The organism is Gracilibacillus phocaeensis, assembly GCF_900626275.1.
Taxonomy (GTDB): Bacteria; Bacillota; Bacilli; order Bacillales; family Amphibacillaceae; genus Gracilibacillus; species Gracilibacillus timonensis.
Genome location: NZ_LR131144.1, coordinates 19,835 through 42,903 on the forward strand (window position 1 = coordinate 19,835; position 23,069 = coordinate 42,903).

Below are 23,069 nucleotides of genomic sequence, written 5' to 3' on the forward strand. Positions count from 1 at the left end.
AGATAGACTAGAAGAGTACTAACTTACATTACTTTTAAGAAGAAAGGAGATTAGGCTTTGAAAAAATATCTGAGTTTATGGCTGATTTTCTTGCTGTTGATCCAGACAGCCGCTTCGGGTATGCTTCCGGCACAACTCGTGCAGGCACAGGAATCGCAGAATTCGATTTTTCAAGAACCTGCCGCAGTGGAAACGTCTGATGGCCGGGAATTACATATTGATTGGTCGTTAGCTGATCATGAGATAGAGCCAGACGATTCGATTGAGTTAGAATCACCAATTGCCCTTGAAGTAGAGGACGGCAATTTAACAGCCGAAGAAACAGAGATTGCCGATTATAGCGTAGACGGACAATCTATTTCTGTTACTTTTTCAGAAGCCGCATTGGATTATCCTAAAGCGGAAGAGACGTTAGTATTAACCGTTGACGAACCAGAAGCTGTAGAAGAAACCAATGCAGAAGCAGAAGAAGCTGTGGAAGAGCAAGATCCCGCTGCAGAGGAAGGAGATGAAGTAACAGGGCAGGAAGAGAGCGGCTTTGAAGAAGAAACACCAGTATCAGACGCAGAAGGAACAGAAGAGGAAGCGGATGATGAAGGTGTAGAAGAGCAAGAAGGCGACTCTGTAAATGAGGAAGCAGCTGAAGCAGAAGGAACAGAAGAGGCTGCAGAGGAAGAAGCGGCTGAAGAAGGAACAGAAGAGGAATCCGCAGAGCAAGATGCTGTTGAAGAGGAAGAGGCAGATGCTGAAAAGAGTGCAGCAGATGATGAAGGTTCTGTAGAGGAAGCGACAGCTCGTAGCGTTGGACCTCAGGCTGAACTAGGGAATATCTTCACTTTTGAAAGTTTCCAGCTTAATGGAGAAGAGGTTGAAGACGGTGCTGTTATTGACATAGGTGATGGTACTGGTGTGCAAATAGAGTATGCATGGGAAACAGATGGTGATGCAAATGCTGGTGATACAGCTTCTATCCAATTACCAGATGTATTTCAACAGGTAAATATAAGTAACCAGCCGATTGTTACTGGCGGTGTTACAGTTGGAACTTATAGTATCCAAGATGGTTTGCTGCAGTTTACTTTTAATGACAACATTGAAGACGGCGACGTTCAAAATGGTGTTCTTGGTCTTAATTTACAATTTGACTTAGAGAAATTCCAAGAAGATATCGAACAAGAAATTAACTTCAATGACAGCAGCGATAAAACACTTACTGTTATTGCCAAACCAAGTGGAGATATCAGCGGCATAGAGAAAGAGGGTCATCCGGATCGAGATCAAAATGCCAGAGAAATCACTTGGACGGTTGACGTAATGAATGATGGTGAGGAGTCGATTGCAGAAGCAACATTGGAAGATGTTCTTCCAGAAGGCTTAGGGGAACCAAGAGACTTTGTTGTAAATGAGTTATCTGTGAGACTTGATGGATCAAAAAATGCGGGAGCGGAAGTGGATGTAAATCCAAATGTAAATGGGAATGAATTTTCTATTGATTTTGGTAATTTAGATCCGTATAAAGGGTACCGTGTGCAATATACAACGACCATTGAAGATTATAGCGTAGAAAACTTTACAAATGATGCAACGTTTTCTTATGGGGATACCGAATTACCTGCTGAATCAACGGTGTTTGCAGGAAATAGAAGTAATCCGATTGAAAAAAGCGGTAATTACAATAATGAAACAGGACAAATTGACTGGGAAATTATTGTGAATGAATCTGGTGGAGAAATTGATGATGCAATCGTGGAGGATACGCTTCCAGAAGCATTATCGTTAGTAGAAGGTTCCATCGAAGTTGGTAAGCACGATAGTGACTGGAATTGGATTGAAAATATTGATATTGATTCCAATGAATTTCCGATCCATTTGGGTGAAGTAACATCTGATGACATTTATCAGATTACATTCAGTACAGACATTGATTGGTTAGAAGTAAATGACGGAGACTTTCAATCGTGGAATGAATTCACCAACCAAACGGAATTACATGATGGAGACATCAATATTGGAGAAGATGAAGCAACGGTCGGATTCGAGAGACAAGTGCTTCTTGAAAAATCCGGTAATGCCAATGTAGATTATGAAAACAAAGAGCTTTCATGGACAATTGACGTAAACAAAGCAAAACATCCAATCAATAATGCAGTAATCACAGATGTGATTCCAGAAGGTTTGTCAATTTCTGAAGATGATATTGTGATTACGAATGAAAATGGAGATCCGTTTGAAGCTGAAAACATTGATATTAGCACGAATACGGAAGGACCGAGAAACGTAGAAATTCATTTAGGTAATATCGGTTCAGAGCATCTAACAATTACCTATACGACTGGAATTGAAGATTTTACAGCAAACAGTTTTACAAATACTGCTTCACTAAATGGTGACGGTATTGGTGAAGAATCAACAGAGGTAGAGACACCGGTTGATATACCGGCAAATAGCTTTGGAAAGTCATTTGAAGGTATTAACTATAATGAAAAGACAATGGATTGGCAACTGACAGTTAATCCAATCAGAGAAGCGATTACTGAGCTGACAATTACGGATACTTTCCCGAATCAAGGGATGTATTTACTAGAAGATTCATTAGAAGTAACCTTAGGTGGAGAAGCATTTGAAGATTATACTTTAGCACCAATTGACGGCAGCTATCACAATGGTTTTACGATTACTGTAAATGAAGGTGTAGAACTTGATGGCGGTCAATTAGAAGTAAACTACACGACTTCCTATGATCCGGATGAAGTTGAAAATCCACATACAGGGTACGAAGATAAAGAAGGCGTTAGAAACTATATTAACCAAGCGCAATATCAAGGTACAACGGAGAATGGACATTCATTTGACCAAACCCGTGATGCCAATGAAGAAGTAAGAGAAGATGCTTGGAACAGCGGTAAAAAGGAAGGGCAATTAGTCCGGGAAGATGCTGATGGAAACTTAGTTGAGGGCTGGGAGAGCGGTTCGGAAAGAAAAGTCGCTTGGCAGCTGTATACAAACTATCAGCAACAGAACCTTGGAACTGGTGTGGAAATTTCCGATGCATTGCAGTATGGCGGAACGATTGATGCAGACAGCATTGTCGTGAAATCTTATGGTGTAGATGCGAGTGGTAATACAAGCATTAACGAAGAAGATGTACTAAGTTCCGATAACTATTCTGTTAACGTAGAAGGCGATACATTTACATTAGAGTTTGCCGATGGGTTTGAGGTAGATGAAAGATATGTAGTAGAATTCACAACTACTGTACCAGATATCTCACAGCCGAATTATACAAACGAAGCAAACGTTAATGTCAACGGTACAAATTATCCTTATTCAGGAACCGTGAACTATGACAGACATGAAAACTTCCTGGAAAAAGGACCTGTCGGACTGGAAGGAAACGACGTCTTTACCGGTGAAGAGATTGACTGGCAAGTACGTGTGAATGAAAGTCTTTCTATCGTTGAAAATGCTGTTATTACCGATACCATCAGTGATGGACTTGTTTATGTAGAAGACAGCATGGAGATTACGAAAGCAGATGGTACGGTATTAACAGAGGAAGATTATTCGCTTAATGTTACAGAATCCGATGATGGCGAAACAGTATTAACGATTGAATTAAATGAGACATTGACTGAGACGCTGACACTAAACTATCAAACCGTTGTAACCGAAGAAGACGGTGCGGTAAACAATACAGTTGAACTTAATGGTACTGGTGTTGAAGATGAAACAGTCTCATCGGACAGTCTAAACGCAAGCCAATTCTCTTGGGTAGATGGCGAGTATAACCCGAACCGCGGAGCCATTCAGGTTACGAAGGTGGATGCGGAAGCAGATGAGACCATTGCCAATAACGAAGCTACATTCACGTTATGGTATGAACTCAATGAAGAGAGAGTCCAGTTTGGTGAGGAATTCACTACAGAAAATGGTGTTCTGAATATCGGAAACTTGCCGCTCAGAACTTATTATCTGCAAGAAGCGGGATCACCAGAAGGATATGTTATCTCCGAAGAAGAAATCGAAATTAACGTAGAAGAGCCATATGGCAATGATGAAAATGTCTATGAAGTAAATGTCGAGAATACCAAGGAAAAAATTGATGTAACTGGCACGAAAGAGTGGCAAGGTGGTGAAAATCAACGCCCGGAATCCATTGATCTGCAATTATACAGAGATGGAGAAGCACTTGGCGATCCGGTAACCTTGGAAGACGGAGAAATAGATTATACGTGGACTGATTTGGACAGAACCGATATGGATGGTAATGCATACGATTATACTGTCGATGAAGTGAATGTCCCGGATAATTACGAAAAATCTGTTTCAGAAGATGGATTAACGATTACCAATGAATTTATATCTTCAACTACTGAAATTCCGGTAGAAAAAGTGTGGGATGATGCAAATAACCAAGATGGTAACCGGCCAGAATCCATTGAAGTCGCACTCTTGGCAAATGGTGAAGAAACCGATACGGAAAATATTGCGCTGAGTAATGACAATGAATGGCAAGCTTCTTTTACAGAACTGCCAGAGTTTGATAACAGCGGGTCTGCCATTACGTACACCGTTGAAGAAGTAAATGTACCAGAGCAGTATGAGAGTGATATTGCAGGAGATGCAGAAAACGGATTTGTCATCACAAACAGCTATACACCAGGTAAAGTAGATATTCCGGTAGAAAAAGTCTGGGATGACGCCGAAAATCAGGATGGCAATCGTCCAGACAGCATTAGAGTTAACCTGCTGGCAGATGGGGAAGAAACCCCTCGTTATCTCATCTTGAATGAATCAAACAATTGGGAAGCAACCTTCACTGATTTAGACGAATATCAAGATGGGGAAAAGATGGAATATACCGTTGCAGAATCCAATGTTCCTGCTGAATATGAAAGTGGAGTTAGCGGAAATGCCGAAGAAGGCTATACCATCACAAACAGCTACACACCAGAAGTAACAGATATTACAGTGGAAAAAGCTTGGGACGATGCCAATAATCAAGATGGCGAGCGCCCGGACAGCATTACAATCCATCTGTATGATAATCATCGTTCAGAAGTTGTAGCAACCGAAGAAATAACAGCAGATGAAGATGGTAATTGGTCTCACACATTTACCGATTTACCAGTAAATCGTGACGGAGAAGAAATTGTTTACAGCGTAGCAGAGGATACAGTAGAAGATTATTCCACTTCTATTTCCAATAATCAAGATGGAACCTTTACCGTAACGAATGAACATACGCCGGAACAGACTTCAGTAACCGTCAATAAACTCTGGGACGATGCCAATAATCAAGACGGCGAGCGTCCGGACAGCATTCGCGTTCAATTGTTAGCGGATGGAGAATCGCTCGGAAATACGGTACTCGTTACAGCGGGAGATGGCTGGTCTTATACGTGGTCCGGTTTAGATGCGAACCGTGATGGCGGCGAAGCAATTAATTATTCTGTTGAAGAAGTAAGTGTTCCAGAAGGATATGACTCAGAAATAAATGATGAAAATCATGGAGCTATTACGATTACCAACAGCTATGAGCCGGAATTGATTGATATCCCGGTAGAAAAAGCATGGGATGACGCCAATAACCAAGACGGTAATCGTCCAGACAGTATTACGCTTAACGTAGTCAATGAGGCTTCTGAGATTGTTGATACAGCGGAAGTCACTGCCGATGAAAATGGCGACTGGTCGCATGTCTTTGAAAATCTGCCGAAATATCATGACGGGGATGAAATCGAATACCGTGTGACAGAAGATAATGTGGAAAATTATTCTGCAGAAGTTACCAAGCAAGGCGATGGCAGTTTTGTTGTAACCAACAGCAGTACGCCGGAACAAACATCTGTAACAGTTATGAAGGGCTGGGAAGATGGAAATAACCAGGATGGTGTACGTCCGGATAATGTTACCGTTCAATTATTTGCGGATGATGAACCTGCCGGCAATCCTGTCCGTTTATCGGCAGAAAATGATTGGGCCCATACATGGAACGAATTGGATGTTAATCAAAATGGCGAGCCAATCAATTATACGGTAGAAGAAACAGAAATCCCAGATGGTTATGATGAACCGACAGTAACAGAATCAAATGGCAATGTGCTGGTTACAAACAACCGCACACCAGATACAGTAGATATACCTGTTACTAAAGTATGGGATGATGCAGAGAATCAAGATGGTGTACGCCCAGATAGTGTATCCGTTCAGGTTATCAATGATCAATCAGAAATTGTAGGCACGGTTAAATTAAATGAAGAAAATGATTGGACGCATACGTTTGAAGATTTACCGAAAAATCGTAACGGAGAAGAAATTGGATATCGTGTGACAGAAGATTCAGTGGAAGATTATTCTACAGAATTGGAAACATCGGATGAAGGTGAAGTAACTATCACCAATTCCTATACACCAGAGCAAACATCTGTTACCGTTACGAAAGGCTGGGATGATAACAATAATCAAGACGGCATTCGTACGGAGCAAGTAGAAGTTCAATTGTATGCTGGAGAAGATGCGATTGGGGATACAGTTACCTTATCTGTAGAAGATGACTGGATGCATACATGGTCTGAACTGGACACTTATCAAAACGGCGGAGAAGAAATTGACTATTCGGTTCAAGAAGTCTCTGTACCGGATGGCTATGAAGTCTCTGTTAATGATGAGGATCACGGAAATATCATGTTAACCAACCATCATGAGCCTGCACAAACCAGCATCAATGTCGAGAAAGTATGGGAAGATGCCAATAACCAGGATGGCATTCAACCAGAATCTATCACTGTAAAATTATTTGTGGAAGATGAAGAAACCGGTCAGGAATTAGTTCTAAATGAAGAAAATAACTGGCAGGGAGAATTCACGGAACTGGATGTTTATGCAGATGGTGAGGAAATTTCATATAACGTGGAAGAAGCAGCCGTTGATGGTTATGAAACAGAAACAACCGGCAATGCAGCAGATGGTTTTGTCATCACGAACACACATGAGCCGGAGCGGATTGATTTAGACGGAACAAAAACTTGGGATGATGCCGAGAATCAAGACGGCAAGCGCCCGGAATCAATTACGGTTCGTTTATTCGCAAATGGTGAAGAAGTAGAAGAGGCAGTCGCTGAAGTTTCTGAGGAAACGGAATGGAGCTATGCATTTACAGACTTGCCGAAATTCGAGAATGGGGAAGAAATTAATTACACCATTCAAGAAGACAATGTAGAGGGTTACGATGCTGATATTGAAGGCATGGATATTACCAACCATCATAAACCAGAGCAAACCAACATCAATGTTGAGAAGGTATGGGAAGATGCCAATAATCAAGATGGCATTCAACCAGAGTCTATCACTGTAAAATTATTTGCAGATGAAGAAGACACCGGTCAGGAATTAATTCTGAATGAAGCAAATAACTGGCAGGGAGACTTTACAGAACTTGATGTTTATGCAAATGGAGAAGAAATTGAATACAGCATTGCAGAAGTAGCCGTTGACGGTTACGAAACGGAAACAACCGGAAATGCAGCAGATGGCTATGTCATTACGAATACGCATGAGCCGGAGCTGATTGATTTAGACGGAACGAAGACATGGGATGACGCCAATAATCAAGACGGCAAGCGTCCAGAATCAATTACGGTTCGTTTATTCGCAAATGGTGAAGAAGTAGAAGACGCAACTGTTGACGTTTCTGAGGAATCAGAATGGAGCTATGCATTTACAGACTTGCCAAAATTCGAGAATGGCGAAGAAATTAATTACACCATTCAAGAAAACAATGTAGAAGAATATTCTACGGAAATTGACGGTATGGATATTACCAATAGCTATACACCAGGTAAAACAAGCGTCAATGTTGTGAAAACTTGGGATGATGCAAATAACCAAGACGGCGTTCGCCCAGACTCCATTACGGTAGAGTTACTCGCTGATGGTGAATCAACAGATCAAGAAGTTGAATTAACCGCTGATAATAATTGGCAGGCAGACTTTACGGATCTAGACGAATACAAAGATGGGGAATTAATTGAATACACGGTGGAAGAAGCAGTAGTTGAAGGTTATGAAAACTCAGAAATAACCGGAAATGCAGCGGATGGCTATGTCATTACTAATACCCATAAACCAGAGCTAATTGATTTAGCAGGAACAAAGGAATGGAATGATGGAGACAATCATTTTGACCAGCGTCCTGATTCCATCACCGTTAATCTTTTAGCTAATGGAGAGGAAGCAGAGTCTGTTGAAGTAACAGCAGAAACAGATTGGACATTTGAATTTACAAACCAACCAAAATTCGAGAATGGTGAAGAAATTACTTACACCGTTCAAGAAGAAGCGGAAGGTTACGTAGCAGAAAGTATTACTGGGAATGCGGAAGATGGATTCACCATCACCAACCGCCCTGAAAAAGTAAGCGTCGGCGACTACGTCTGGTTCGATGAAAACCGAGATGGTCTGCAAGATGATACAGACATTCCAGTCGAAGGTGTTGTATTAATACTTGAAGATGAAGATGGCAATCTAGTAACCGATGTATATGGTGATCCAGTAGAACCAACCACTACTGATGATGAAGGTTGGTATACATTCGACAATCTGCCAATCGATCATACGTACACTGTTCGCATTGATCGTGAGGCATCGGAGGACGCCTTAAGAGGTTACGAACCAACATTGCATGAAGAAGGAGACGACAATGCAGTTGACTCCTCAACATGGGAAGCCACTTCTCGTCACTTAACAGAGGACGAAGAACGAGATCCAACCTTAGATTTCGGTTTCGTTAAATCGAAGAGAGTAAGTGTCGGCGACTATGTTTGGTACGATGAGAACCGAGATGGTCTGCAAGATGACACAGACATTCCAGTCGAAGGTGTTGTATTAACGATTGAAGATGAAGACGGTAATCCAGTAACCGATGTGTACGGAGAGCCAGTCGGACCAACCACAACGGATGAAAATGGCTGGTATACATTTGATGATTTACCAGCAGATCATCAGTATACGGTTCACATTGATCGTGAAAAATCGGCAGACGTTCTACAAGATTACGAACCAACGTTGGATGAAGAAGGAGACGACAATGCAGTTGACTCCTCAACATGGGAAGCCACTTCTCGTCATTTAACAGAAGACGAAGAGCGTGACCCAACCCTAGACTTTGGCTTTGTAAGAGTAGTAACTGATCTATCAGGAACGAAAACATGGGATGATGCCGATAATCAAGATGGCAAACGCCCAGATTCGATCATGGTTCATCTTTTAGCAAATGGAAAAGAAGTAGATTCTGTTGAAGTAACAGCAGAAACAGATTGGACATTTGCGTTTATCAATCAGCCAAAACTTGAGAATGGCGAAGAAATTAATTACACCGTTCAAGAAGACAATGTAGAAGGTTATTCAGCTGCGATGGATGGCATGAATATCACCAACAGTTATACGCCAGAACAAACCAGTATCAATGTGGTGAAACATTGGAACGACGGTAATTATAAAGAGGTACGCCCAAAGGCTATTACCATTAATTTATTAGCCGATGGTGAAAAAGTAGATTCTAGAGAGTTAAACAAATCGAACAACTGGCAAGCTGATTTTACTGGCTTAGATCTCTTTGCCGACGGAGAAGAAATTGACTATACCGTTGAAGAAGAAGAAGTTACAGGCTATGTGAGCTCTGTCGAAGTAAAAGATTCGAGCAACGTAATCATCGTGAACAGTCCCAAGAAAGTAAGTGTCGGCGACTATGTTTGGTACGATGAGAACAAAAATGGTTTGCAGGATGAAACAGACATCCCAATCGAAGGTGTGGTACTAACGATTGAGGATGAAGATGGTAATCCGGTAACCGATGTGTACGGTAATCTAGTTGGACCAACCACCACCGATGAAGATGGCTGGTATACATTCAACGATTTACCGATCGATAATACGTATATTGTTCGCATTGATCGAGAAGCATCAGCTAAGGCGTTGGAGGGATATGTACCAACCTTAGAAGGAGTAGGCGATGATATCACGATCGACTCTTCTACTTGGTTTGCAACTTCTCGTCACTTAACAGAAGACGAAGAACGTGATCCAACGCTAGACTTTGGTTTTGTCAAGGAGGAACCTGGAGAGCCAGAATCTCCTGATCCAGAAGATCCGGCGAAACCAACAGATCCTAAAGATCCAGAGGAACCGACTAAGCCTGAAGATCCAGAAACAACCGATCCAGGTGAAGGAGACACCGAGAGCACTACTGATCAACCAGGATCCGATGAAACAGGTGATGGTGAATTGCCAGCGACAGCAACCAATACCTTCAACTTGTTACTAATCGGTTTAGCTTTAACAATCTTAGGCGGTGCATCCATCTTGATCGCCAAACGCAGAAAAGAGTCCTAAGTAAGAGATGACAGAAAAGCCCTTACCACAACGGTGAGGGCTTTTATTTACACTGAAATAATAGGCTTGGAAATGTTAAATGATGGAGGTTGACAAATAAAATTACATCACTTCTTAGGTATTTTAATCGTTATTGCAATGATGGTCAAAACAAGTACCAATGTTGAGAGTCTTCCCCAGTGGCAGAGATTCCACGGAACACCTTAGATATTCTCTACAATAAAAAGGTGAAAAAGAGACATAAATTCAACTTCTCATCCACTCCTGATACCAATTCCTAATCGCAGGTTGCATCGCGACATCTAAGTCATTCAGGGTTGATCTTAATAGTTTATAATGATGATGTACAAGCATGCCATAATTCAAGGAAGCGTATAACCGCATTAATTTCCAGGCGATGGTCTCATCATCTGGTTTTATTTCCGTAATGTATGTGTACCATTCAATCGCTTTATCCAACTGATGATGGTCAAAATAGTAGTTAGCTAGTTTAACAGTCTTGGATAGCCATATTCTTTCTATTTTATATCGTTCGGCTTCTAGCCATATATAATCATTATTGTGTAAATAACTTCCAGGGTAAGTCTTTAATAAATCTTCATAATAACTCAAGGTATCTTCTCGAATAGACGTATCTTTTTTTAATTGTTTCTCCCACTCCAGACGGTCAACCGTGACTCTATGTAATTCTAACAGGTAACCATCATGAATATTGGTAATCGTAATATGATTGTTAAAACTGCCAAGTGTTTTACGTATGTGATAAATAGTGACATAGAGTTGAGCATATGCTTTCTGTAGCTCAATATCTGGCCAAAATAATTCAATCAGCTGGCTTTTCAATACACTTTGTCCTTGCTGATGTAATAAGTACAAAAATAACTCTTTCGTTTTCGATGTACGCCATTTTATTTTTCGTGTTTCCGTTTCATCAGCAAATTGGAACCTTAAATCTTGAAAGATGTCAATATGTAAATGTTTGTGAGCCGGTACTTGTTTACTTTGACTTTCAATGAGATAATCAATTCGTTTTAAGGTGACATTCAATCGTTTCACATCAACTGGCTTAAGTAAGTAGTCTAAGGCGTGGATTTTAAATGCTTCTATGGCATACTGATCATATGCCGTGACGAAAACTAAACTAATAGCTGGGTTTATTTCGATAATAAGTTCTGCTAATTCCAGACCGTTTATGCCAGGCATTTCAATATCCAAAAACACAATATCTGCTTGTTGAATAAGCGATTCACGCTGCTCAATACTGGCATCTTGGAATTTGTGCATTTGTGTTATTCGATTGGTCTTTTTCAACTGGTGTTCAAGGAAATCAAGGGCTAAGGGTTCATCGTCGAATAATAAAGCTCGCATGATAAATTCACCTGACCTTTTTGAGAGATTGATGTTGCTCTGGTAGTATAAAATGAGTAAATAATCGTAGTAAACAAATCTCAAATAAAATGTATAGTATATTTTTATTATAAAGGATAAAAAAGCGTTTATAAAGAGATTGATACCTCATTCTTGGTATCAAAAACAATGATTATCTAGTGCAAAAGGAATATAAAATCTGGTTGGGTTGTGTGATATAATAGTGTACGAAAAAAGTTTATACTGATAAATTGAAAGATGATACTTCTAACTAAATCGCTCTCATGTTGCTGGGATGATAAAGCAGAAGAACACCAATTATGTTGAGTTCAGGGACAGGAAGAGGGAGGATGTATATGAAACGACAAAATATCAGACTACTTAGTTTTCTCCTTCTATTTCTTCTCTGTTTAATGGGTCTGCGCTTCATTTGGATGGGGATATTCCAAGAAAATTACCAACCGGATATTCAAAATGGTGTCATTGATTTACGAGAATGGCGATGGGAAGAGCAGGAAACTTTATTACTTAATGGAGAATGGAAGTTTTATCCCTCGCAATTTATGATGGATGAGACACTATTTGAACCAGTTACAGAAATGGTTCCAGGAGGCTGGAAGGATACATTAGGTTCTCCATTTGGGTATGGCTCTTATCGATTACAAATCAAAGTGGATCCGCAGCAAGATGAACCATATGCATTATACATACGGGAAGTTCGTACATCAGCAGAGATTTATGTGAATGGACAAAAAGAGGCAGAAGTGGGACGACCAGCTAAAACAGAAGCAGCCTATCAAGCAGATTTAATGCCCCGAATGATTGTTCTTACCCCCGATGAAACAGGTAATCTGGACATTGTGATTCAAGCAGCTAATTTTAAAGACAGCAGAAATGGTGGTATTAATTTCTCGGTCCGGCTTGGGACAGAGTCTGCCATAACAAATGACGTGCAACTTTCGAATTATTTACAAGTTTGTATTGCGGCTGTGCTTTTTATTTTCTTACTGTTTAGTTTGATTATTTATGCTATTGGAGATCGCGAGAAAAAAATTCTCTATTTTGCCTTGTTGAGCTTTAGTCTGTTTACTGGTTTTCTATTCTATTCTGGCGGGAAAGTCTTTCAGCAGTTTGTCAATATTAGCTATGACCTGGAATATTGGCTGATTCATACAGTGTACTTAATCATTTTTTATGCCCTAGTGCAGTCAACCGATCACCAAAAACTGCCGTATTGGCCTAAACTGTTCCCTTTTTGGAAATGGGGGATGATAATCCTCGCTGTGGTCAGCTACTTTTTGCCCATGTCATTAGTGTTTACGATACGACCCATTTATAATATATTTGCCTTTATTACCGTTATTATTGTGATTGCTTCTGTTATGCAAATGTTGCGAAACAATAAAGCCGTTACACTAGTGTTATGTAGTTTTATCGCTATTTCGCATCATGGGATATGGAATTATTTATGGGATGGGCAAGGGATGCGTCTGACGTTTTATCCGTTTGATCTAGTGATTGCCTTAATCTGCTTTTCCTTGGTTTTAGTCCAACGATATTTTAACGTGTACAAAGAAACGAATGAATTGGCCAATAGATTAAAGCAAATCAATCGAGAGAAGGATCAATTTCTTGCGAACACGTCGCATGAATTCCGTAACCCGTTAAATAGTATCTTATTACTATCCCAGTCAGTGAAGGAGCGAGAAGAAGCAAATCTGTCTAATAGAAGCATCCACGAATTAGATACGGTCCTGAATGTGGGTAGGCAGATGAATCTATTATTGACCGATTTACTAGAAGCAAGAAGACTGGAAGATAGTAAACCAAATCTGCATAAACAGGCGATTATATTAGAGCCAATCGCCACTATGGTATTGGATGTCTTAAATGCTTCCTCTAGTGTGAAAAATCTGGAAACGATTAATCAAATTCCAAAGAATTTTCCAGCAGTATATGCCGATGAAAATCGCGTGCGGCAGATTATCTATAATTTAGTCGATAATGCCGTTAAATATACCAATCATGGTCAAATTATATTATCTGCATTGGTGAAAGATTCGTTTGCGGAAATCCATGTTTCAGACACGGGAATTGGTATCAGCCCAGACAAGCAAAAGCAATTGTTTCTCCCGTATGAACAGGGGCAAAGTTCTTCCCCTATTTCTGAAGGTGGTTTTGGCTTAGGTTTATCGATTACCAAGCAACTAGTCGAACTGCATGGTGGTACAATTCGAGTCTCAGCTAATGAAGAGCAAGGAACGACCTTTACTTTTACATTGGCACTGGCAGACTCGGAGACGGCGGTTTCTTTACCTCAAGATGGTATAAGATCTACTAGTCAAGCAGAAGAGAGCGAGCCCCTCTTTCCAAATCGTAAGGAACTTGCGCCGACTGTTTTAATAGTGGATGATAATCCAGCTAGTTTGCTTGCTATCGAGGCGTCCCTTCCTGCTGAAGTATATGAAACGGTGCTTGTATCGGATGCTCATCAAGCGTTGGAAGAATTGAAAAAAAGAAAATGCGATATCGTTATTTCCGATATCATGATGCCGGAAATATCTGGGTATCAACTAACGGAAATGATCCGCCAGCGGTATTCATTGACAGAACTTCCTGTATTATTGTTGACGGGTGGAAACACGGATCTGCCATCTGCCTTTATGGCTGGTGCCAATGATTTTGTCACAAAGCCGGTTGATCCGATTGAATTGAAGGCAAGGATGGACTCCTTGATATCACTGAAACATGTGGCGGAGCAGCAACTACAACTAGAAACAGCATGGCTGCAAGCTCAGATTCAACCACACTTTATATTTAATACGCTAAATGCCATTATGGCCTTTAGTGAATGGAATATCGAGGAAATGAAGAAGTTATTGAATGAGTTTAGTCATTTTCTCAGAAGTAAATTTCAGTTCCAACAGATGGAATCCTTAATACCTTTAGAAGAAGAATTAAATATTGTTCGTTCTTATTTGTATATCGAACAAGTCCGCTTCCAGGATGCCTTGCATGTCAAGTGGGATCTGGACAGTTGTCAACAAGTGCAGGTACCTTTTTTAACCGTACAGCCTTTGGTGGAAAATGCGGTAAAACATGGTATTAGAGACAAGCAGGGGGAAGGTACGGTCACCATCAAAGTGAAGAAAATCCCGCAAAAGTCTAAACTGCGTATTACAATTGAAGATGATGGAACAGGTATGGAGTCAACGGAGATATCCATGAGCAATAGAAACGGTGAATCTGGTGTAGGAATTGCCAACGTAGAAAAAAGATTAAGACGTTTTCTGGATCAAGGATTAACGATTGAGAGTTCTCCAAGGAAAGGAACGAGCATATCATTTGAGATAGATATTGATGATTGAAATACCTTCCATCCGCAAGAACCTGATAGCTACGGATTACAACACAAAGGAGCGATTGGATGAAATGCATCATTCTAGCAGCTGGCTATGCGACAAGACTGTATCCATTGACCAAAAATAAGGCGAAACCATTATTGGAGATAGGAGGTAAACCACTGATCAATCATATTATGGAGAAGATTGAACCGATTGATAGCATCGATCGTGTCTATGTGGTTACCAATCAGAAATTTGCCGCAAGCTTTGAAGAATGGGCGAAAGATAGTGCCTGGCAAAAGCAATTAACCATTGTCAACGATGAGACCACATCGAACCAAGATCGCCTAGGAGCTATTGGCGATATCGCATATGTTATCAACCAACAACAAATCAAGGATGATACGATGGTCTTAGCCGGTGATAATCTGTTTGACTTTGATTTAACCGATTTTGTTCAATTCTATCAGTCAGCACAAACGGATTGTATTACTTATCATAAGTTGGAAGATAAAGAAGCCTTGCAACAAATTGGTGTGATGACCTTAAATGAACAGGGAGAGGTTCAGACGTTTGAAGAAAAACCAAAGGTACCAAAATCAAACTTAGCAGTCCCACCTTTTTACATTTATCAACAGTCAACTTTGCCGTTGCTAAGACAATATATAAGAGAAGACAATAATCCAGACGCCCCAGGTAACTTCATCCCATGGCTTATCAAGCATCGTCCTGTCCAAGCATTTCCGCTGGCAGAGGCTTGTTACGATATCGGTACCTTAGAAAGTTATCGGAAGGTGCAGTCGTTGTTTTAAAAGGCGAAAGAGTATAGTATATTAGCGATCTCTGCTTGGGTTAAAGCAGAGTTTTTTTGTCAGATAATAAAGCATATGATCCTTGGTATAATAAGACTTGGAATGATTTTGACCTGGAACGAACCGCGATACCGATAAATTGGATGATGTTAAGTCGCCAGTCCAACTATTCCATCTAGTAAAGTTGATTGTTTGTTTGTGCTAAGAAGCGCTCCGAAAATAGCTTCCGCTTTCACCCACCGGGCATAAGTCAATAAGCGATTCGAGCACAGAACGCTCTCATCGTGTTTTCTATACCGTAAGACAAGGGGGTTCAGTCTCTTCGTCAACCAACCGATGGGATCTTTATACTGTGCTTTGATGCATAGGGTGTGCAAGTGCAGGCGTGGTTTGAACCTTTCAACTATTTCCTCGCTGGGTAGTAGACAATCGAATGGACTGCTTGTATGAAGGACTCTAAGCGCCATCATCATGCTAGATCAACAATGATTCGATCCTATGTTATGGTTCTTTATAAATGCTTCTCAAGTCAACCGGTTGACATGTGAAAGCGGTTGCTATATGATGAAAAATAGTTACTTATCATTTGTATATTCTACAATCAACAAATTGCAATAAGGGAGCAATTGTATCTGGATTAACCAACCAATTTAGTAGAGATGAAATGACAAATGATTCATTGTGAAGTGGTAGAAACAGCAATAACATGTCTATCAAGGAAAAGTATGGAGTATGAAGTAATACCTAAAGCAGATTATACAGTTTCAACCGTTTGTAGTATATTGAGAAAGGCACAGTATACCAGTTGATGTTTCGAATGGACAGATGGAACGACAAGAATTGCATAGATATCTTTCATTCCATTCACACAATGCAAATTTCACAAAAAGTCTGAAACTGGAAATTTAAGTATATTCTGGAGGAACTGATATGTTTCTATCCTTACGAAATAAATTATTTCTTGTTTTTTTATGTTTATTAACGATCCCCTTCTTTGTGCTATCCCTTGTTATACCGAGCCTGTTTACTAGCTATATTAAGGAACAGACACAGGAGTTGACGATCGGAATGATGGATCAATTCTCTATCTATGCTGAGTCCATTACAACACAGGCAGCGGATGCAGGACAGCAAATTCTGGTCAATCCCGTTACACAGGAATGGCTCCGAACAGCGGAAGTAGATGACGATGCCAATTTAGCGACTAATAGATTTTTGGTGCGAAATCAGTTAAATGGTTTACTAAGCTCAATGATGGTCAATAGCTCCAACAATATTTCTGTATCCATTTTCACTCATGATGGTGAAGGTTTGTGGGGAGACTATCCAGGATTGGATCAGACTGAATGGTACACCGATTTTATTGAGTATGATCAAACGTTTACTAAATCCCATGTCGACAGCAACCAGCAATCTGCTTTAATGCGTGATATGAAAATAAATAGTCACTTAATTCCATTAGTGGATTTGAACACACTAAAAGATAGTGGTGTGATCAAGGTTAATTTTTCAACCAAGCTGTTGGAGGAATCTTTGCAAAGAATAAAGGTAGGGGACCAGGGCAATACCTTTATCATCGATCAATATGGGGACAATGTATTATCTGGGAGTATAGATACACCAAAGCATATTATCAATTCTTTTTTATCCGATGTGGAGGATATGCCTCGTGAGCAAGGTTTATTAGAGATAGAAGATAACGAAGAGAAATATTTCCTGTTCTATCAACAATTATCGGTAGGTGATTGGATACTAGTAAGTGAAGTGACAGAGCAAGATCTGTTCTCTCGCCCGAATCAATTGCAAAAGAGTATGCTATTACTTAGTGCAGGGCTATTTTTCATTACGATGATTGCTTCTTTCCTGTTCTCTTCTTCTATTACAGACCCTTTGCGATCACTTACCAAAGCAATGCATCATTTGGAGAAAGGAGATTTTGAAAAAGCGCAAAAATTAATGCCAACGATCCGGTCTGGTAATAATGAAATTGGTTATTTGTTACAAGTATTTGCGCATACTGTGGACCGCCTAAAGCAATTGATCGATAGTGAATATAAAACCAATATTCGCAGACGAAATGCGGAGTATAAGGCACTGTTATTGCAGATTAATCCGCACTTTTTAAATAATACGTTAGAAATAATTGGAGGTTTGGCAGCTCAAGGAAAGAATCGAGATGTAATGAATGTCAGTGTCTATCTTGGCAAAATGCTGCGTTACTCTTTGAATACCAAATCGAATGTGGTCACACTGGCTGAAGAAATCCAGTATATTCGCAACTATGCTAAGATACTGCAGCTTCGATACGAAGAGGATTTAACGATCACCATTGAGGAAGATCCAGAGGCAAAGGAACTTCCTATCATCAAATTTATTATTCAGCCATTAGTTGAAAATGCTGTAAAATATAGTTTGCTTTCGAAAAACCAAGCAGAGGTAAAAGTGGAAACCAATTACCAGAAAAATCAATTGATGATACAAATAATAGACGATGGGGTGGGTATACCAGGTGAAGTGATTCAGAAGCTATCTGTTTCTCATAATGGTAACACACTAGAAAGCGGTGGAAATAGTATTGGATTAAAGAATGTATTGGATCGTTTACACTTATATTACGGAGAAGAGTTCACTTATCACATAAATAGTGAGGCAAATAAAGGGACGACCATTACATTAATGATTAATCAAGAAAGAGGGACTATTCATGAGGAAGGTTTTGATCGTTGATGATGAAATGCAGATTCGTAAAGGATTACAATGGAAAGTTGATTGGAAGGATATGGGGTTTGAGGTGATTGCAGAAGCAGGTAATGGGAAAGAAGCATTGGAGGTGTTAGAAAAACATAGATTAGATTTAGTAATGACCGACGTAAGAATGCCTGTGATGGACGGAATAGAACTGGCAAGGCACTGCCAGGAAAGGTATCCACAGACGAAAGTTGTAGTTCTATCAGGTTATTCAGACTTTGAGTATGTAAAAACCTCTATGAAGAAGGGTGTACGGGATTATTTGCTAAAGCCTGTAGATCCGGATGAGCTAGAAGAGGTATTAGAACGGATGAAAGCAGTTATAGATGAAGACAAACATAAACAATTGGAATTGGATCGTGTGCAGAGACAAGCAAGAACACAACTTCAAGAGGTTCAGGAACAATGTTTGTTATCGTTAGTAAAGGAAGAATGGGTGCAACAAAGCTTTTTGCAAGAACGGCTCAAGCAGCTTAAGTTGGATGTATTACTCGACGGCGAGTGGGAGGCACAGTTCATAACAGTTGAAGTAAGAGAGATCAATCAACAATCAAATCGTGTGAATCAACTGCGTGGTGCCTTTCAAATGCTCTGTAAAGAAATGTCTGATCACCAGCATGGCATATATGCTTTTTATGATCCTCATTATACCCATATGATGCAATTTCTTATTTTGTTAGAACCGGCTTTTCATAACCAAACAAGTGCTCTTGCCAAATCTATTCAACATCATGTCAAAAAATTGTTGAAATTAGAAACAGTGGTAGGAGTAGGCAGTCAGGTAAGCGGTTTGGATGAACTAAAGACTGGCTATATCTCTAGCTTGTTGTCTTGGAGCCAAAGTAAGCTGGGGAGTCGTTCACAGGTGATAGATGAGAGTGTGAGACCAGAAGATTTGACAGATTTTTCACCGGAGTTAGAGAAACGAATCATCAATGCGATTGAACAAACGAATATAGCTAGGTTTCAATCAGAACTAGAGATGATGTTAGGTGAGGCAACGCCACAATCGGTATTATCCTTTTCGGTCGCAGCTAATCGAGTTTTATTTTGTCTAGGTTCTCTCGCTAAGAAGTATGGTGTGGAAACCAAGCATACCCAGCAGCTTATCTGGCAATGTCAACAAGCAATCTGGGAACTGAATGCACAGAAAAAAGTGATGGCGTACTTAATCCAATTGGCAACTGTAGTAATGGAGTGGATTAATGATACCAAATCATCGGATGGACAACGAATTGTTGACGGGGTACGAAGTTATATTGACCAATACTATGGTAATGATATTTCATTAACGACATTATCAGATTTATTCCATATTAATGCTGCTTACTTATCCGAAATTTTCAAAACACAAACTGGGAAGAATTTCAGCGAATATCTGGCAGAAGTGCGTCTGAAAGAATCGAAAAAATTTCTTGAAGATCACCATTTAAAAATTATTGATGTGGCCAATCTGGTTGGCTTTTCAAGTTCCGCCTATTTCAGTACGGTTTTCAAAAAACATGTAGGTAAGACACCGGCAGCCTATCGAAAATCATTAGAATGGGAGTAAAGGGTGTGGATCATGTCCAAAAAAAGGTTCTATACTATTTTATTTATGCTCATGATAGGAGGAATAATTGGTTATTTCGTTATATTGATTCAACCATTTGTGCTCAATGAAAAGGAAGAAGAAACAGAGCAAGAGCCCCAAACGGAAGATAAAGTAGAGATCACTTTTTGGCGTAACTATGGAAATGAAGCAGAAAATCAAGCGTATAATCAGATCATTTCTGATTTTCATCAGATACATCCAAATATAACGGTAAATATGCAAAATGTGGAGTATAACAATTATGAGGTGAAACTGCGCACAGAAATTGTTACCGAAAAAGGGCCAGATGTAATGGCAATTGATAGTCCATATCTAGCTTTATATGCAGAGTCAGGTGTTCTTACGCCATTAGATCATTATTTGTCTAGTAGTGATGACGTGCAGGATGACTTTTCCGAACAGGTAATGGAAGGACTAATTTATAATGACCAACAATATTTAATGCCTTTGATTGAGTCAAGTATTGCTCTATATTACAATATCCCATTATTAGAAGATGCCGGAATTTCTCTTCCATCAAAGGATCCATCTCAACCGTTGACATGGGAAGAAACAATAGAAATGGTCAAGACAGCCCAAAGTCCGAAAGACGGAGTTTATGGAATTGATCCTGCCCAAGGCTTTGGCAACGGGGAAGCACCTGCTTATTTTAAGCTTCCGTTTCTTTGGCAATTTGGTGCGGAGGTGTTAAATCCAGAAGGTACCACCGCAAGTGGCTATTTAGACTCTCCAGAAGCCATATCGGCCTTGCAATTTTATCAGGATTTGTATCACGAGGATAAGGTGGCCGAACGTGAAATACCAGCAGAAGCCTTCCAAAAAAATCAGCTAGTGATGACCGTTTTGGGTTCATGGGCTATTACAGAGTTTGAGAACAATGGTTTCGTATTAGGAGAAGATTTCGGTATTGCCCCTTTACCCAAAGCAGAATACCAAGTGACCCCTAACGGGAGTTGGGCGCTTGGTATGTCATCGAATACCGAGTATCCTGAAGAGGCATGGGAGTTTATCCGTTATGTAACTAGTTATGAAGCAACGAAAAAATACGTGACGATTACCGGCGATATCCCAGCTAGATATTCAGTAGCTGAATCATTGCCGGTTTATAATAAATATCCTTATAATATTTTTGCAGAACAGGCATATTTACACTCGAAAAATCGTCCAGTGACACCAGCTTATCCTGTGATAAGTAGAGCTATTAAAGAATTGTTTGAAAATATTGGTCTGGCGAATCAGGATGTAGAAACATCTGTCGCAGAGGCGGTAGAGACGATTAATCAAAGGTTAGCAGAAATAGAACCATGATAGTGCGTGTTCAAAAATGCCGATAAATAGGACCTCGTTGGCTAAAACCTCAGGCGTCCTGGGACTGCGATTACTCGCCCCACCGAACCCATTTGTTGCAACGCCGACACTAGTACGTCCTGTACGTCGAAAGTTCAAGGCGGCGCAGTCTCCCGGTACCGGAACGTATTTTTAATACATGAGGAACGGACTCACGCAGGATGTGTTGACTTCTGCGTTGCCTATAGGACGTGGGCGGTCTTAGTAGAAGTTCCTATATAGCCAACGCAGAAATTCGCTGCGTCATTTTTGTTGGTCTTTTTGAACATCCTCTAATAGACTCAAATGCCAAAAATATTATAAGCGATAATCCAAAAATATTATAAACCTTTGGCTGCCTTTTTTGATACATTGAATATAAGGAGAGGGTGAGCCGTAATGATTGAAAAAAGATGGTATATGCGAGTAGGAAATCTAGGCTTTAATCTGATTGTATTAAACATGCTATGGGTCATTTTTACGCTGTTAGGGCTAGTAGTATTTGGACTCTTCCCGGCAACGGTGGCTCTGTTTTCTGTCTTGAGAAAAATGATACTGGAAGATGAGGATACAGCCATCTTTTCCGAATTTGTTAAGCAGTATAAAACAGAATTTAAGGGAGCTAATAAAATAGGTTATGTTGTATTTTTAGTTGGTTTATTTTTATTAATAGATTTCCGGATTATTCAGAATATCAGTCAGTCCAATGTACAGGTTATTTTGTTTAATCTCACCCTAGTGATTGGCGTTTTTTACCTGATCGCTGCCTTATATATTTTTCCGGTGTTCGTCCATTTTCAATTGAAATGGTCACAATATTTCCAATATGCCTGTATTATTACTATTGCTCGCCCCATTCAAACGATTATGCTGATTGCATTAATAACTGGTCTTATATTTCTATATATGTTGGTTCCTTCTTTAGTGTTAGTGCTAGGCATGAGTTTGATGAGTTTTATAGTAATGAAGGTTGCGACCTTATCCTTTCCGAAAGCAAATGTGATACAAGAGTCTTAAGTGATGGAAATGGCGAAGCGTATCCCCGTTGCTCTCGATTGTGTGACGCATAAATCATAGTGAATGGGTTCGAACATCATGTAGAAGTGGGGAAGTAACAGGGATGAAATATGCAACGGCAAAATTTTGGTCATTTGTAGCTTTTATTTTAATCGGTTGGGCAGTTGGATTAGTTATCGAGCAAGTATTTCCAAGTATTGTTGCTGGCACTGGTGTTGGCATCTTGGCGATTATTACTATCTCTTTATTTATAGAAGATTAGAGATATCGTGCTTGTTTACACGGTTGCAAACATTCGTTAACTATACATGGATAGATAGAACCTTGCTTCGGCGAGGTTTTTTCTATTTTATAAAAGGTTAAAGGGTATTTTTAGCGAAAATCCATTACAAAGATGGTCAGATACACTTTTCTTTAGGTGATGATCTTACCATGGTTCTAAATAATGTACTTTGAACCATCCTTTAA

General features: G+C 39.9%; 10 protein-coding genes. 8 read left to right on the forward strand and 2 right to left on the reverse strand.

Annotated elements, in window-relative coordinates; all coding sequences use genetic code 11:
• Nucleotides 1–57 precede the first annotated feature (57 nt).
• The gene (locus tag E0E32_RS08075) at nt 58–10,392 is read left to right on the forward strand and encodes a Cna B-type domain-containing protein (protein WP_130859529.1); all 10,335 of its coding nucleotides are present in this window, start codon (nt 58–60) and stop codon (nt 10,390–10,392) included.
• Between the two features lie 246 nt (nt 10,393–10,638).
• Here E0E32_RS08075 and E0E32_RS08080 read toward each other — a convergent pair whose 3' ends face one another.
• Nucleotides 10,639–11,760 (reverse strand): response regulator, encoded by a 1,122-nt coding sequence (locus E0E32_RS08080; RefSeq protein WP_130859530.1) that lies wholly within the window; start codon nt 11,758–11,760, stop codon nt 10,639–10,641.
• A gap of 356 nt (nt 11,761–12,116) precedes the next feature.
• Between E0E32_RS08080 and E0E32_RS08085 the strand changes: the two genes are divergently transcribed.
• From E0E32_RS08085 to E0E32_RS08105, 5 genes are all read left to right on the forward strand, one after another.
• Nucleotides 12,117–15,128, forward strand: coding sequence for a hybrid sensor histidine kinase/response regulator (locus E0E32_RS08085; RefSeq protein ID WP_165444995.1), 3,012 nt, complete (start codon nt 12,117–12,119; stop codon nt 15,126–15,128).
• A 59-nt stretch (nt 15,129–15,187) separates the two neighbouring features.
• Nucleotides 15,188–15,916 (forward strand): nucleotidyltransferase family protein, encoded by a 729-nt coding sequence (locus E0E32_RS08090; RefSeq protein WP_130859532.1) that lies wholly within the window; start codon nt 15,188–15,190, stop codon nt 15,914–15,916.
• A 930-nt stretch (nt 15,917–16,846) separates the two neighbouring features.
• Nucleotides 16,847–18,643, forward strand: coding sequence for a sensor histidine kinase (locus tag E0E32_RS08095; protein WP_066191406.1), 1,797 nt, complete (start codon nt 16,847–16,849; stop codon nt 18,641–18,643).
• Nucleotides 18,621–20,216 carry a response regulator transcription factor gene (locus E0E32_RS08100; protein WP_130859533.1) on the forward strand — a complete coding sequence of 532 codons (1,596 nt, stop codon included), beginning with the start codon at nt 18,621–18,623 and terminating at the stop codon, nt 20,214–20,216. Before E0E32_RS08095 ends, E0E32_RS08100 begins: the two co-directional genes overlap by 23 nt.
• Before the next feature lie 51 nt (nt 20,217–20,267).
• Nucleotides 20,268–21,566 carry an ABC transporter substrate-binding protein gene (locus tag E0E32_RS08105; RefSeq protein WP_286171845.1) on the forward strand — a complete coding sequence of 433 codons (1,299 nt, stop codon included), beginning with the start codon at nt 20,268–20,270 and terminating at the stop codon, nt 21,564–21,566.
• Here the strand turns inward: E0E32_RS08105 and E0E32_RS22140 are convergent.
• Nucleotides 21,546–21,704, reverse strand: coding sequence for a hypothetical protein (locus E0E32_RS22140; protein ID WP_165444996.1), 159 nt, complete (start codon nt 21,702–21,704; stop codon nt 21,546–21,548). The two genes, E0E32_RS08105 and E0E32_RS22140, sit on opposite strands and share 21 nt — an antisense overlap.
• Nucleotides 21,705–21,983: 279 nt before the next feature.
• Between E0E32_RS22140 and E0E32_RS08110 the strand changes: the two genes are divergently transcribed.
• Both E0E32_RS08110 and E0E32_RS22145 read left to right on the forward strand, forming a co-directional pair.
• Entirely contained in the window at nt 21,984–22,601 is a 618-nt protein-coding gene (locus E0E32_RS08110) for a YesL family protein (protein ID WP_066191414.1), read from the forward strand.
• Nucleotides 22,602–22,704: 103 nt separating this feature from the next.
• Nucleotides 22,705–22,863, forward strand: coding sequence for a hypothetical protein (locus tag E0E32_RS22145; RefSeq protein WP_161485699.1), 159 nt, complete (start codon nt 22,705–22,707; stop codon nt 22,861–22,863).
• Nucleotides 22,864–23,069: the final 206 nt, after the last annotated feature.

Coding starts and splice junctions, on each gene's coding strand:
- E0E32_RS08110 (WP_066191414.1), top strand. CDS start 21,984: ATGATTGAAAAAAGATGGTATATGCGAGTAGGAAATCTAGGCTTTAAT.
- E0E32_RS08095 (WP_066191406.1), top strand. CDS start 16,847: ATGTTTCTATCCTTACGAAATAAATTATTTCTTGTTTTTTTATGTTTA.
- E0E32_RS08080 (WP_130859530.1), bottom strand. CDS start 11,760: ATGCGAGCTTTATTATTCGACGATGAACCCTTAGCCCTTGATTTCCTT.
- E0E32_RS08085 (WP_165444995.1), top strand. CDS start 12,117: ATGAAACGACAAAATATCAGACTACTTAGTTTTCTCCTTCTATTTCTT.
- E0E32_RS08090 (WP_130859532.1), top strand. CDS start 15,188: ATGAAATGCATCATTCTAGCAGCTGGCTATGCGACAAGACTGTATCCA.
- E0E32_RS08105 (WP_286171845.1), top strand. CDS start 20,268: ATGATAGGAGGAATAATTGGTTATTTCGTTATATTGATTCAACCATTT.
- E0E32_RS08100 (WP_130859533.1), top strand. CDS start 18,621: ATGAGGAAGGTTTTGATCGTTGATGATGAAATGCAGATTCGTAAAGGA.
- E0E32_RS22145 (WP_161485699.1), top strand. CDS start 22,705: ATGAAATATGCAACGGCAAAATTTTGGTCATTTGTAGCTTTTATTTTA.